A 12,067-nucleotide genomic window follows, 5' to 3' on the forward strand; every position below is an offset into this window, starting at 1 on the left:
CTGCTGCCGACTTTTAGCCAAAGCAGATATAATGCCTTGGAAAATATAGGGAAACTTGGTCAGTTTCGCGCGTCGATGAGCGATATCTTGCCGCCGGAGTGCCGTTCCAGCCGGCCTGCTATTTCAAGTTCCAGGATCACGACGTTGATCGCGCGGGCCGGAAGGCCGGTGAATTGCGCGATTTCGTCAGCGTCGGCGGGGGTGGGGCCGAGCGCCGAAATGATGCGCCCGCGATCCGTATCGTCGAGCGGGCCGAATTCTTCCGAAGATGTTTCCTCGCTAAAGAAACCCAGTTGCGCCGGGCGGATGATGTTGCGCCCGTTGCCGAGGCTTTCGAGAATGTCTTCTGCCGTGCCGACAAGCGCGGCCCCCTCGCGGATAAGCCGGTTTCCGCCCTCCGAGCGCGGGTCGAGGGGGGAGCCGGGAACGACGAAGACCTCCCGATTCTGCTCCACCGCGAAGCGCGCGGTATGTAGCGAGCCGGATGCGCGAGCGGCCTCGATCAGGATGATCCCGCGCGAAAGTCCCGATATCAGGCGATTTCTGCGCGGGAAATCCCGCGCCCTCGGCCGCCAGCCGAGAGGCATTTCGCTGATCGCCGCTCCGCCAAGGTCGATGATGTTCGAAAGCAACGCCTCGTGTTGCGGAGGATAGAGCACGTTTATACCGCCCGCAAAGACCGCGATCGTGCCGGTTCTTAACGCGGCTTCATGCGCTGCCCCGTCAATCCCTCGCGCGAGGCCGGAGACCACCGTAAAACCCGCTTCGCCGAGGTCGCGGGCAATTTCTCCGGCGATCTTTCGTCCCGTGAGAGAAGCGTTGCGCGCGCCGACGATCGCGAGCATATCCTCATGCGCGAGCGCGCGAGGGTTGCCGCGAACCGAAAGAAGAGGCGGCGGGCCGTCGATATGCGCAAGATGGGCCGGATAGTCTTCCTCGCCAATCGCGATCAGGTGCCCACCCATCGCTTCAAGACGCTCGATCTCCTCGTCGATATCTGCTGAGGAGGCGATGCGCACGCCCTTGCCGCCGCCGCGGCGGGAAAGCTCGGGCAGCATTTCCAGCGCTGCCTCCGCTGAGCCGTAGTGGCGCATAAGGCGGTGAAAGGTGCTGGGGCCGACGTTTTCGGATCTGATGAGCCGCAGCCAGTCGCGCTTTTCGGCAAGCGTGGGCGGACGATGAACGATCCGGTCCGAAAGTTCCGTCATCCCTTGGAGCCTATCCGGCTTTCGGTGCCCGAAAGAAGCCGTTTGATGTTGCCTGCATGCTTGATCCACAGCAGCACGGAAAGAAGAGCCATCAGTTCCGAAGCTTGTGGTTCGCGGAAATAGAATGCGAGCAGCAGCGGTGTTGCGAGGCTCGCCGTGAGCGCGGAAAGGGAGGAAAAGCGCGTGACGGCGGCAACTGCGATCCAGATGACGGCAAAGGCGATCGCCGCCTGCCAGTTAAGGGCGAGCAGGATGCCGAGGTAGGTCGCGACCCCCTTGCCGCCCTTGAACCTGAGCCAGACGGGGAAAAGGTGGCCCAGGAATGCGCCGAAACCCGCGGTGACCGCCATATCCGGTCCGTAATACCGGTAGGCGATTAGGTAGGCGGCCGTGCCCTTCAGCATGTCGCCGAGGAGGGTAAGCGCGGCAAGCCCCTTGTTGCCCGTGCGCAGCACGTTGGTTGTGCCGATGTTGCCTGAGCCGATATTGCGGATATCGCCGAGGCCTGCGAATTTCGTGAGAAGAAGGCCGAAGGGAATCGAGCCCAGCAGATAGCCGAAGACAAGTGCGGCAATGAAATACGGCCAGGAAAATGCCCAGCTGATCGGGTCCGGCACTTTGCATCCTCCGGTTGCGTTCGCTCTCAAGCGTAATTGTAGACGGTGCGCCCTGCAACAATCGTCATCAGGACGTGGCCGGAAAAGCGTGCGTCCTCAAAGGGTGTGTTTTTGGACTTCGAGCGGATCTTCGTCTCGTCGAGGATCCAGGGCCGGTCGGGATCGAATACCGTGATATCGGCAGGCGCGCCGGGTCGAAGCGTTCCGGCGTCGATCCCAAGGCGCCTTGCCGGGTTGCAGGTCATGGCGGCCAGCAGCTTGAGCAAGGGCACGTCTTCGCTGTGGACAAGCCTGAGGCCAGCCGCAAGCAGCGTTTCAAGCCCGATCGCCCCATCCTCCGCTTCGGCGAAAGGGTGGCGTTTCGTTTCCACGTCCTGCGGGTCGTGGTTGGAGACGACGATGTCGATCGTGCCGTCGGCAAGGCTTCCAATCATCGCCTGCCTGTCGTCTTCCTCTCTCAATGGCGGCGCCATCTTGAAGAAGGTCCGATAGGGACCGATGTCGTTTTCGTTCAATGTCAGGTGATTGATCGAAACCGCCGCCGTCACGTCCAGGCCGGCACGCTTCGCCTGGCGGATCGCTTCGGCGCTGTCGCTGCAGGAGATCATCTGGGCGTGATACCTGCCCCTGGTCAGCGCGACGAGCCTTAAGTCCCGCTCCAGCATGATGAACTCGGCCTCGCGCGGCGAGCCGGAAAGTCCTTTCCAGCTTGCGTTCAATCCTTCGTTCATCACGCCGTTGGCCGCAAGCTCCGGGTCTTCGGTGTGGTGGATGACGAGGGCTCCGAAATCGCGGGCATACGTTAGGAGACGGCGCATCGTCCGCGAGCTTGCGATAGAGCGGTGGCCGTTGGTGAAGGCGACCGCGCCCGCTTCGCCGAGCAGGCCGATTTCGCTCATTTCCTCGCCCTTGAGGCCTTTTGTAAGAGCTGCCATCGGCCGCACATTTACAAGTGCCGTGTCCCGGGCCCGGCGCAGAAGAAAATCCACAAGGGCTGGATCGTCGATCACCGGGTTGGTTTCCGGCAAGGTGACGATGGTGGTGACCCCGCCGGCCGCCGCGGCTTCGCTGGCACTTGCCAGCGTTTCGCGGTGTTCCGCCCCCGGTTCTCCCACGCTCACGCACATGTCGACGAGGCCGGGCGCGACGACCGCGCCCTTTACGTCGATCACTTCGGCGCCTTCCGGCGGTGTGTCGGTGGATGCCTGCGGCCCGGCTGCAAGGATCTTTCCGTCCGCGACAAATACGGACCCCGCCTCGTCAAGATTGCGGGAAGGGTCCATCACGCGGGCATTGATCAGTGCGACTGGTCTTGCGCTGTCCGCCATTATCGTCATCCCGTCGTCATTTGTTCGGCAGATGCTCTGCAAGAGCTTCAAGCGCGGCCATGCGCACGGCAACCCCCATTTCGACCTGCTCGCGGATGAGGCTTTGCGGCCCGTCGGCGATTTCCGGATCGATCTCCACGCCCCGGTTCATGGGACCTGGATGCATGACGAGCGCGTCCGGTTTGGCATAGCTGAGCTTTTCGCGGTCAAGACCCCAATAGCGGAAATACTCGCGCACCGAGGGCACGAACGAGCCTGCCATGCGTTCGCGCTGCAGGCGCAGCATCATGACGATATCCGCGTCCCGCAGGCCTTCCTTCATGGAGGAATGCACCTCGACGCCCATTTTTTCGATTCCCGCCGGCAGGAGCGTGGACGGGGCGATGACCTTGACCCTGGCGCCGAGTGCATTCAGCAGGATGATGTTGGAGCGTGCGACCCGCGAATGCAGGATATCGCCGCAGATCGCAACGACGAGCCGCGCGATCTTGCCCTTGTGACGTCGCATGGTCAGCGCGTCGAGCAACGCCTGGGTCGGATGCTCGTGCGGGCCGTCGCCGGCGTTGATGACGGAGCAGTCGATCTTGTTGGCCAGAAGCTCCACCGCGCCGGCCGCGTGGTGACGCACGACCAGGATATCCGGGTGCATGGCGTTGAGCGTCGCCGCTGTGTCGATCAGCGTCTCCCCCTTCTTTACCGAAGACGATGAGACCGACATGTTCATGACATCGGCGCCGAGCCGCTTGCCCGCGATTTCGAAGGACGATTGCGTTCTCGTGGATGCTTCGAAGAAGAGATTGATCTGGGTGCGCCCGCGCAGCACCGCTTTTTTCTTTTCCACCTGCCGGCTGACTTCGATCGCCTCTTCGGCGCGATCCAACAGACCCAGTATTTCCTGCGGCTGAAGACCTTCAATGCCGAGGAGATGCCGGTGCGGGAAGGCGGGGTGGGGGCCGCCGCCACGGGATGTTTGGTTTGCGCTCATTAAAGCCATCCTCTTAGGCCTTTGCGGGCGATAGGGCAAGACGTCGGCGCAATGCGTGCTAAGCTATTCGCAGGAATTGATAAGAGTCGGGAGCATAAGGCGATATGTCCGATCAAGACAGCGCTGTCGACAGCAATCCGCAGGCGGGCAATGAGGCGGTTGACGAGCCGCAAGCGCCTGCCGCCGCGCCGGCCGTTGAACGGTTTCGCACGCACGAGGTGACGAACCAGCCGAGCCCCTACGCCGGTTACAATCTTTTCGACGGCGACCCGCTGCTTATCGCGGCGCTCGGAAACATGCTCGACGAACAGGCCGAGGGCGAGCTTTCGGCGCTCGGCCGTTTCTGGGGGTCGAACGAAGCGCAGGAGTTCGGCCGGCTCGCCAACAGGCATCCCCCGGTTCTGCATACCCACGATGCCTACGGAAACCGGCTCGAGACGGTGGACTTTCACCCGGCCTATCACGCCTTGATGCGCCGCTCCGCGGAAGCCGGCCTGCACATGGCGATGGTGGATGACGACGAGGCAAGAACGGGGCGGCGCCATTCGCTCCGCGCAGCCGCTTTCTACATGACGACGCAAACGGATGCCGGCCATCTTTGCCCGATCACCATGACGAATGCTGCCGGGGCGGTGCTCAAGCATGAACCTTCGGTCGCGCAAGAGTGGCTGCCGCGCATTCGCGCCCGCAAGTACGACCACCGTTTCCGCCCGGCGGCCGAAAAGACGGGCGTCACCCTCGGTATGGGTTTCACCGAAAAGCAGGGCGGCACGGACCTTCGCCGCATCACGACGACGGCGGTGCCGGCGGAAGACGGGACCTACCGCGTGACCGGGCACAAGTGGTTCATGTCCGCGCCCATGTCGGATGCTTTCGTTGTCCTGGCCAGGACGGAGGAAGGGCCGACGGCGTTCCTGCTTCCGCGCTTCACGCCCGACGGGAAGGTCAACGACATCCGCGTGCGCAGGCTGAAGAACAAGCTCGGCAACCACTCCAACGCCTCGTCGGAGGTGGAATTCGAAGATGCATACGCCGAGCGTATCGGGCCGGAAGGTGCCGGCATCCGTACGGTGATCGACATGATCACCCCGACGCGCATCGATTGCGCGGTCGGCTCCGCCGGTCTCATGCGCGCGGCCGCCGCGCGCACCGTCCATCATGTGCGTGAAAGGGTTGCTTTCGGCTCGACCCTTTTCGAACAGCCGCTGATGATGAGGGTCATCGGCGATATGAGCCTGGATGTGGCGGCCGCGACCGCGCTGGTCATCCGTCTTGCAAGGGCGATGGACCGGGCCGCGGAGAGCGAGGTTGATGCCGCATACCTGCGCCTGATGACGCCGGCCGTAAAATATTGGGTTTGCAAGATAGCGCCTTCGCTCATTTATGAGGCGATGGAGTGCCTTGGCGGTAATGGTTATACGGAGGATTTCGACCTCGCCCGCCTTTATCGCGAAGCGCCTGTCAACGCGATCTGGGAAGGCTCCGGCAACGTCATGGCGCTTGATGTCGTGCGTGCGCTGGGGCGTGAGGCGGAGACGCTCGATCTTGTTCTGGAGGAGATCGAAAAGACGCTCGGCGCCACGGGTCCGGTGTCGATCAATGTCCTGCGCGCGGCCGCCAAGGCCTGTGTCGACGATCCCGGTTCGTCGCGCATCCTGACTGAGCAACTGGCGCTGACGGGTGCGGCGGCAGCACTGCGCGAGGTGGCGCCCGCCGTATTGTCGGACGCCTTTATCGAAAGCCGGCTGGCCGGCCAATGGCGGTCGACATACGGCATGCTCGATGCGCGTTTCGACCTGAAAGGGCTGGTCGACTGGCTATATCCGCCGAAGAGATAGGATCAGGTGGCGATCAGCAGCACAAGCGGCATGGTAACGCCGGCAAGCACCGTCTCGAACGTCAGGATTTCCGCCATCAAATTTGCATCGCCGCCCATCTGGCGGGCAAGCAGATATGACCCGCTGGCGGCGGGGACCGACATTGCGATCATTACGACAAGATATGCCGCGCCCTGAAGTCCGGCGAGCGATGAGAGCGAAAATGCGACGAGCGGCATGACGGCCAGCTTCAGTATGGCGGAACTGGCAAGTGCGGGGCCCGGCCGGCGTAATGCCGCCAGATTCAGACCTGCGCCGACGCACACGATCCCGATCGGCAGGGCGGCGCTACCAAGGATCTTGAGTGTCGTCATCGCGAATTCAGGCAGCGGAAAGCCGGTAATGTTCAAGAACAAACCGAGCGCGGTAGACCAGATGAACGGATTGCGGATGAGATCGGTCGCGATTTTGGCCGGGCTCGGGCTGGATCCATGCGCGTATCGCGACAGCACGATCACGCAGGTGATGTTGAGAACCGGGATCATCGCGACGATCGCGACCGCGAGCAGGGCAACCCCCTGCGGCCCCATGATTTCGTCCGCGAGCGCCAGACCGATGAACGTGTTCCAGCGGACTGCGCCCTGAAATACGGATGTGAAGCGCGGGCCGTTGACCTTGAACCTGCGTTCCAGGACCGGACGGAGAACCAGCGCGATCGTCGCGGTAATCAGGATCGATCCAAGCAGCGTCGCCGCCATGGCGAACGCGGGAAGCGTCGAAAAGTCCGTTCTCGCGACGGTATGAATGATGATTGCCGGAAACAGGACGAAATAGGCGATTTTTTCGACGCCGCGCCACTGATCGCCCGTAATGATGCCGAGGCGTGCGACGATCGTCCCACAGGCGATCACCATCAGCACCGGCAGAAGGGCGTTGACGATCACCATCATCGCTCAATCGTCTCTATCGTCGGATTGCGACAGAAACCCCAGGCGGTCCAACAGGCCCTGAAGGATGTAGGCCGCCGCCATCTTGTCGACGAGTTCGGCTCGTCTTGCGCGGGAGCGGTCGGCATCTATCAGCGTTCGGGTGACGGCAACGGTCGACAGCCGCTCGTCCCAAAAGGTCATCGGCAGGTCGGTGAGGGCGGAGAGATTGCGGGCAAAGGCGCGCGTCGCCTGCGCGCGCGGCCCCTCGCTCCCGTCCATATTGAGTGGCAGGCCGATAACAAGGCCCGCGACCTCGTGCTCCTTGCACAACTCGATGAGCCGTGCCGCGTCGAGGCCGAATTTCTTGCGGCGAATCGTCTCAAGCGGGGAGGCGATCGACAGACCCAGATCGGAAAGGGCGAGACCGATGGTTTTTGTGCCGAGATCAAGCCCGATCAATCTTTTCCGGGGCGGAATGCGGTCGGCGAATTCTTCGTGGGACAAGGCGGGATCGATTGGCATGCGGCGGGCTTTAGCATGAATCGGACCGGCCTGCTATTGTTTGAAAAGGCGTGATATTTACGGACAGTTACGGTTTCTCTGTAGCATTACGCGCGTTACAGTAGCGCACTGTTTGTTTGGGAGTGGGTCGAGATGAAAATCATCTGGTACGGACATTCGGCATTTCGAGTGGAGATTTCCGGTGCAACGCTTCTTTTCGATCCGTTTCTCTCGGGAAACCCAAGTTTTCCGTCTTCCCTGAGCGTCGATGATGTGGCGAAGGGCGTCACGCATATTTTGCTTACGCATGGACATGACGACCACATCGGCGATGCGATTTCCGTTGCCAAGGCGTCCGGTGCGCAAATTACCGCGAACTTCGAGATCACGATGTGGGCGCAAGCGCAGGGGATCGAGAACATCAACCCGATGGGATGCGGCGGGACCGTGGATGTTGGTCCTTTTTCAGTATCGTTGACGCAGGCGCACCACACCTCGTCCAGCCTTGCCGGTGGATGGCCGCCGGTTTACCTCGGCAATCCGAACGGCATTGTCGTCCGCCCGAAGGACGAACCGCCGATATATCATATGGGCGATACGGATATTTTCTCGGACATGGCGCTCATCAACGAAATCCACGCGCCGAAGGTGGGCATCGTTCCGATCGGCGATCGTTTCACCATGGGCGCAAGGACCGCCGCGCTTGCCTGCAAGCGGTTTTTCAACTTCGACGTCGTGGTTCCCTGCCATTACGGGACATTTCCGATCCTCGACCAGAATACGGAGAAATTCATCGAGGAGATGGGCGGCGATGCGTTCAGGGTCGCATCGATGGAGCCCGGTGGCTGGATCGAGACCTGAGGCCCCGAATTGGTTCGGGATTGAAGGCCCGGCTCTCGCAAGCCGGGCTTTTTATTCGTGAATACAGGTGCTTACCGGATAATCGGCTCCTTCAGTTTATCCTTGGGCTTCGACTTGATGATCGTCCAGTTGAGATCGGCGTCGTGGATGATTTCCGCGTAATCCTGTTCGAACCGCTTTTGAACGTTGGGATTGTTGTTGAGATAGAGCTTGCCGTCGACGATCTTCCAGGCTTCCGGAATGACCGGCACCTTGAAGCCCTTGCTTGCGCCGAAGGCGCAGTAGCCGCCGTATTGCGGGGCGTATTTTGCCGGATTGGCCTTGAAGAGGTCGCGGTGTTCGGCGCTTGCGAATTTCCAGGTCACGCCCTGGTATTCGGCGGTAAAATCGCTGGCCCCCTGAACGGGCTCGCCCTTGGTAAAGTAGGCGACAGGATCGGTACCGCCGATGGCGTAGCCGTTTTTCACGAAGTTCGTCACTTCATCGGCGTATGCGGGTGCGGCAAGTGTGGCGAGCAGGGCCGCGCCAACGACTATGGACTTCAGCTTCATATACAAACCTCCGGATGCCGGATGGGGTACAAGGTTCGTGCGCACAATTTTGCAGATAGTGGGCGGGCCGGCTGGTTGAAGGCGGTTTCTCGCACTCTTCGTTCACGGTTAGGTCATCGCGCGCAGGCGTATTTGGCGGTTTGCAGGGGTGTTTTGCTTGCCGCAGGCGAAAGGCGGGTGATATAGCCCGTGGGAAATCGAATCCTCATCGGGTGAATGCCCGCCTAACGAACCGGAGTGGACCATGTCCGTCGACATCGACACGGTGAAGCGTGTCGCGCGGCTTGCGCGTATCAAGGTCAGCGATCAGGAAGCGGAGCGCATGACCGGCGAATTGAACGGCATTCTGCAGTTCGTCGAACAACTCGGCGAGGTCGATATTTCAGGTGTCGAGCCGATGACGTCGGTCGTTGAACAGACGATGAAGAAACGCCAGGACAAAGTCACGGACGGGAACAAGGCCGGGGATATCGTGGCCAATGCACCCGTATCCGAAGACAACTTCTTCGTCGTTCCCAAGGTGGTCGAGTAGTCGGGCCAAAACCCCGCGCCACCCCTCCCGAAGCCTGCTTGAGCCCAGAAGTTCCGCCATGACCGACCTGACACGCCTGACCATCGCCGAGGCCCGCGAGAAGCTGAGAGCCCGCGAGATATCCTCCAGTGAATTGACAGGGGCATTTCTCGACGCCATCGAGACCGCGAACCCGCATCTGAACGCCTACGTCAAGGTGACGCCCGAAAAGGCGCGCGAGATGGCGAAGGCTTCGGACGAGCGCCTGGCGAAGGGCGAGGGGGGGGAGCTTGAGGGCATTCCGCTCGGCATCAAGGATCTTTTCGCCACCGAAGGCGTCCACACCCAGGCTTGCAGCCATATCCTCGACCGGTTCGAGCCGCGCTACGAATCCACGGTAACGGCCAACCTTTGGGCCGACGGCGCGGTGATGCTGGGCAAGCTCAACATGGACGAATTCGCCATGGGGTCTTCCAACGAGACGTCCTACTACGGCCAGGTCGTCAATCCGTGGAAGAAGGAAGGCTCCAACCAGGCGCTGGTGCCGGGCGGTTCTTCCGGCGGATCGGCGGCGGCCGTTGCGGCAAGGCTGTGCATGGGCGCGACCGCGACCGATACCGGCGGCTCGATCCGCCAGCCGGCGGCGTTCACCGGAACCGTCGGCATCAAGCCGACCTACGGGCGCTGCTCGCGCTGGGGAACCGTCGCCTTTGCTTCCTCGCTCGACCAGGCGGGGCCGATCGCGCACACGGTGCGCGACAGCGCTATCCTCTTGAAATCAATGGCTTCCGTCGATCCGAAGGACACGACGAGCGTCGACCGGCCGGTGCCGAACTACGAAGACGCCATCGGCCGCTCGGTCAAGGGATTGAAGATCGGCATCCCCTCGGAATACCGGGTCGAAGGCATGCCGGCGGCGATCGACGAGCTTTGGCAGCGCGGTATCGAGTGGCTGAAGGACGCAGGCGCGGAGATCGTCGAGCTTTCGCTGCCGCACACGAAATACGCCCTTCCGGCCTACTATATCGTGGCGCCGGCGGAGGCCTCCTCCAACCTTGCCCGCTACGACGGCGTGCGCTACGGCCTGCGCGAATCCGGCAAGGATATCATAGACATGTACGAAAACACGCGGGCCGCCGGCTTCGGCGACGAGGTCAAGCGCCGCGTGCTTATCGGCACCTATGTGCTGTCGGCGGGCTACTATGACGCCTACTACCTGAAGGCGCAAAAAGTGCGCACGCTGATCAAGCGCGACTTCGACATCGCCTGGGCGGACGGGGTCGACGCGATCCTGACGCCGACCACGCCTGACGCTGCGTTTGCGCCGGGCGAGATCACCGATCCGGTGACGATGTACCTCAACGACGTCTTCACGGTGACGGTGAACATGGCGGGCCTGCCCGGAATTTCGGTGCCAGCGGGCCTTTCCGAAAGCGGATTGCCGCTGGGTCTTCAATTGATTGGCAAGCCCTTCGAGGAGGAAACGCTGTTCCAGCTCGGCCAGGTGATCGAGGATGCGGCGGGCCGCTTCCAGCCGCAGGAATGGTGGGCGTCGTAGAGAATTCCAGGCCGTCCCATCTCATGGCATTTGGGGGTGAAAAAGGTGCCTGAGAAAGTCGAGACGGTTATAATCGGGGCAGGGGTCGTCGGCCTCGCGATCGCCCGCCGGCTTGCCCTGAACGGACACGAGGTCGTGGTGCTGGAGCGCCACGGCCTGATCGGCTCCGAGACGAGTTCACGCAACAGTGAAGTCATCCACGCCGGCATCTACTACCCGACAGGCAGCCTGAAGGCGCGCGCCTGCGTCCGGGGCCGCGACATGCTCTACCGCTTCTGCGAGGACCACAAGGTTCCGCACGCGAAGATCGGCAAGCTCATCGTCGCGACCAACGAGGACCAGCTTAGCGAACTTGAAGCCATCGGGGATAAGGCCGGGGATAACGGCGTCGACGACCTCCGTTTCCTGTCACGAGAAGAGACACTGGCGCTGGAGCCGGCGCTGAACTGTCACGGCGCGCTTCTGTCGCCCTCGACCGGGATCATCGACAGCCACGCCTACATGCTGGCGCTGCAGGGCGAGATGGAAGACCACGGCGGCTTCATCGCCCTCAACACGGAAGTGACTGCGCTTTCCCGCAAGGACGATGGGGGCTTTCGCGTCGAAACCTCGGCGGAGGGCGGCTTCACCCTCGACTGCCGGATGCTTGTCGTCTCCGCCGGACTTTCCTCTTCCCGTCTGATGAATGAATTTTACGGAATTCCAGACAGTTACCGGATTCCGCGCACATATTACGCGAAAGGTAATTACTTCCGTCTGGCACAGGGACGCGCGCCCTTTTCAAGGCTCATTTATCCCGTGCCGGAACCGGGCGGCCTCGGCGTGCATCTCACCCTCGACCTTGGCGGGCAGGCGCGCTTTGGCCCGGACGTGGAGTGGGTCGAAACGATCGACTACACCGTCGATCCGGCGCGCGGAGAGCGGTTCTACGAGGCGATCCGGACCTATTGGCCGGACCTGCCGGACGGCGCGCTTACGCCGGACTATTGCGGCATCCGCCCCAAGGTGGCGGGGCCGGGCGAACCGGCGGCGGACTTTCTTGTCCACGGGCCGAAAACGCATGGAACCCAGGGCCTCGTAGCCCTTTACGGAATAGAATCCCCGGGCCTCACATCCTCGCTTATGATTGGCGAAATCGTCGCGAGAGAGCTTGCCGGCTGAAGGCAGCAGCGATGAGCGTGACAAGCGGAAAAAAGCCGCC

The 12,067-nt window shown here is 61.9% G+C and carries 12 protein-coding genes; 5 read left to right on the forward strand and 7 right to left on the reverse strand.

The window, feature by feature from the left end; all coding sequences use genetic code 11:
* Window positions 1-59: 59 nt before the first annotated feature.
* Genes dprA through GR183_RS04555 form a run of 4 tightly spaced genes read right to left on the reverse strand, consistent with a single transcriptional unit; the run spans window position 60 to window position 4,138 of the window.
* Window positions 60-1,208, reverse strand: coding sequence for a DNA-processing protein DprA (dprA, locus tag GR183_RS04540; protein WP_160774414.1), 1,149 nt, complete (start codon window positions 1,206-1,208; stop codon window positions 60-62).
* Entirely contained in the window at window positions 1,205-1,825 is a 621-nt protein-coding gene (gene plsY / locus GR183_RS04545) for a glycerol-3-phosphate 1-O-acyltransferase PlsY (protein WP_160774415.1), read from the reverse strand. The genes dprA and plsY overlap by 4 nt, the downstream gene beginning before the upstream one ends.
* A gap of 26 nt (window positions 1,826-1,851) precedes the next feature.
* On the reverse strand, window positions 1,852-3,153 hold the full coding sequence (locus GR183_RS04550) for a dihydroorotase (protein ID WP_160774416.1): 1,302 nt from the start codon (window positions 3,151-3,153) through the stop codon (window positions 1,852-1,854).
* Between the two features lie 16 nt (window positions 3,154-3,169).
* The gene (locus GR183_RS04555; protein WP_160774417.1) at window positions 3,170-4,138 is read right to left on the reverse strand and encodes an aspartate carbamoyltransferase catalytic subunit; all 969 of its coding nucleotides are present in this window, start codon (window positions 4,136-4,138) and stop codon (window positions 3,170-3,172) included.
* Between the two features lie 104 nt (window positions 4,139-4,242).
* Between GR183_RS04555 and GR183_RS04560 the strand changes: the two genes are divergently transcribed.
* Entirely contained in the window at window positions 4,243-5,976 is a 1,734-nt protein-coding gene (locus tag GR183_RS04560) for an acyl-CoA dehydrogenase family protein (RefSeq protein WP_160774418.1), read from the forward strand.
* A gap of 2 nt (window positions 5,977-5,978) precedes the next feature.
* Here GR183_RS04560 and GR183_RS04565 read toward each other — a convergent pair whose 3' ends face one another.
* Both GR183_RS04565 and ruvX read right to left on the reverse strand, forming a co-directional pair.
* A complete protein-coding gene (locus GR183_RS04565) occupies window positions 5,979-6,905 on the reverse strand; it encodes an AEC family transporter (protein ID WP_160774419.1) in 927 nt (308 codons plus the stop codon).
* Between the two features lie 3 nt (window positions 6,906-6,908).
* Window positions 6,909-7,406 (reverse strand): Holliday junction resolvase RuvX, encoded by a 498-nt coding sequence (gene ruvX, locus GR183_RS04570; RefSeq protein WP_160774420.1) that lies wholly within the window; start codon window positions 7,404-7,406, stop codon window positions 6,909-6,911.
* A 132-nt stretch (window positions 7,407-7,538) separates the two neighbouring features.
* On the opposite strand from ruvX, the gene GR183_RS04575 reads away from it, so the two are divergent.
* Entirely contained in the window at window positions 7,539-8,246 is a 708-nt protein-coding gene (locus tag GR183_RS04575) for a metal-dependent hydrolase (protein WP_160774421.1), read from the forward strand.
* 71 nt (window positions 8,247-8,317) lie between these two features.
* On the opposite strand, the gene GR183_RS04580 is transcribed toward GR183_RS04575, so the two are convergent.
* On the reverse strand, window positions 8,318-8,797 hold the full coding sequence (locus GR183_RS04580) for a YHS domain-containing (seleno)protein (protein WP_160774422.1): 480 nt from the start codon (window positions 8,795-8,797) through the stop codon (window positions 8,318-8,320).
* A gap of 244 nt (window positions 8,798-9,041) precedes the next feature.
* Between GR183_RS04580 and gatC the strand changes: the two genes are divergently transcribed.
* Genes gatC through GR183_RS04595 form a run of 3 tightly spaced genes read left to right on the forward strand, consistent with a single transcriptional unit; the run spans window position 9,042 to window position 12,027 of the window.
* Complete coding sequence (gatC, locus tag GR183_RS04585; RefSeq protein ID WP_160774423.1) at window positions 9,042-9,329, forward strand: Asp-tRNA(Asn)/Glu-tRNA(Gln) amidotransferase subunit GatC; 288 nt, start codon at window positions 9,042-9,044, stop codon at window positions 9,327-9,329.
* A gap of 58 nt (window positions 9,330-9,387) precedes the next feature.
* Window positions 9,388-10,866, forward strand: coding sequence for an Asp-tRNA(Asn)/Glu-tRNA(Gln) amidotransferase subunit GatA (gene gatA, locus GR183_RS04590; RefSeq protein ID WP_160774424.1), 1,479 nt, complete (start codon window positions 9,388-9,390; stop codon window positions 10,864-10,866).
* Between the two features lie 45 nt (window positions 10,867-10,911).
* Entirely contained in the window at window positions 10,912-12,027 is a 1,116-nt protein-coding gene (locus GR183_RS04595) for an NAD(P)/FAD-dependent oxidoreductase (protein WP_160774425.1), read from the forward strand.
* The last annotated feature ends 40 nt before the right edge of the window (window positions 12,028-12,067 follow it).

The sequence above is a fragment of the Stappia sediminis genome (assembly GCF_009826895.1).
GTDB classification, from domain to species: Bacteria; Pseudomonadota; Alphaproteobacteria; order Rhizobiales; family Stappiaceae; genus Hongsoonwoonella; species Hongsoonwoonella sediminis.

Bases quoted from the DNA above. Each gene is read 5' to 3' on its own strand.
- dprA (WP_160774414.1), bottom strand. From the start codon at position 1,208: ATGACGGAACTTTCGGACCGGATCGTTCATCGTCCGCCCACGCTTGCC.
- GR183_RS04550 (WP_160774416.1), bottom strand. From the start codon at position 3,153: ATGGCGGACAGCGCAAGACCAGTCGCACTGATCAATGCCCGCGTGATG.
- GR183_RS04555 (WP_160774417.1), bottom strand. From the start codon at position 4,138: ATGAGCGCAAACCAAACATCCCGTGGCGGCGGCCCCCACCCCGCCTTC.
- GR183_RS04560 (WP_160774418.1), top strand. From the start codon at position 4,243: ATGTCCGATCAAGACAGCGCTGTCGACAGCAATCCGCAGGCGGGCAAT.
- GR183_RS04565 (WP_160774419.1), bottom strand. From the start codon at position 6,905: ATGATGGTGATCGTCAACGCCCTTCTGCCGGTGCTGATGGTGATCGCC.
- ruvX (WP_160774420.1), bottom strand. From the start codon at position 7,406: ATGCCAATCGATCCCGCCTTGTCCCACGAAGAATTCGCCGACCGCATT.
- GR183_RS04575 (WP_160774421.1), top strand. From the start codon at position 7,539: ATGAAAATCATCTGGTACGGACATTCGGCATTTCGAGTGGAGATTTCC.
- GR183_RS04580 (WP_160774422.1), bottom strand. From the start codon at position 8,797: ATGAAGCTGAAGTCCATAGTCGTTGGCGCGGCCCTGCTCGCCACACTT.
- gatC (WP_160774423.1), top strand. From the start codon at position 9,042: ATGTCCGTCGACATCGACACGGTGAAGCGTGTCGCGCGGCTTGCGCGT.
- gatA (WP_160774424.1), top strand. From the start codon at position 9,388: ATGACCGACCTGACACGCCTGACCATCGCCGAGGCCCGCGAGAAGCTG.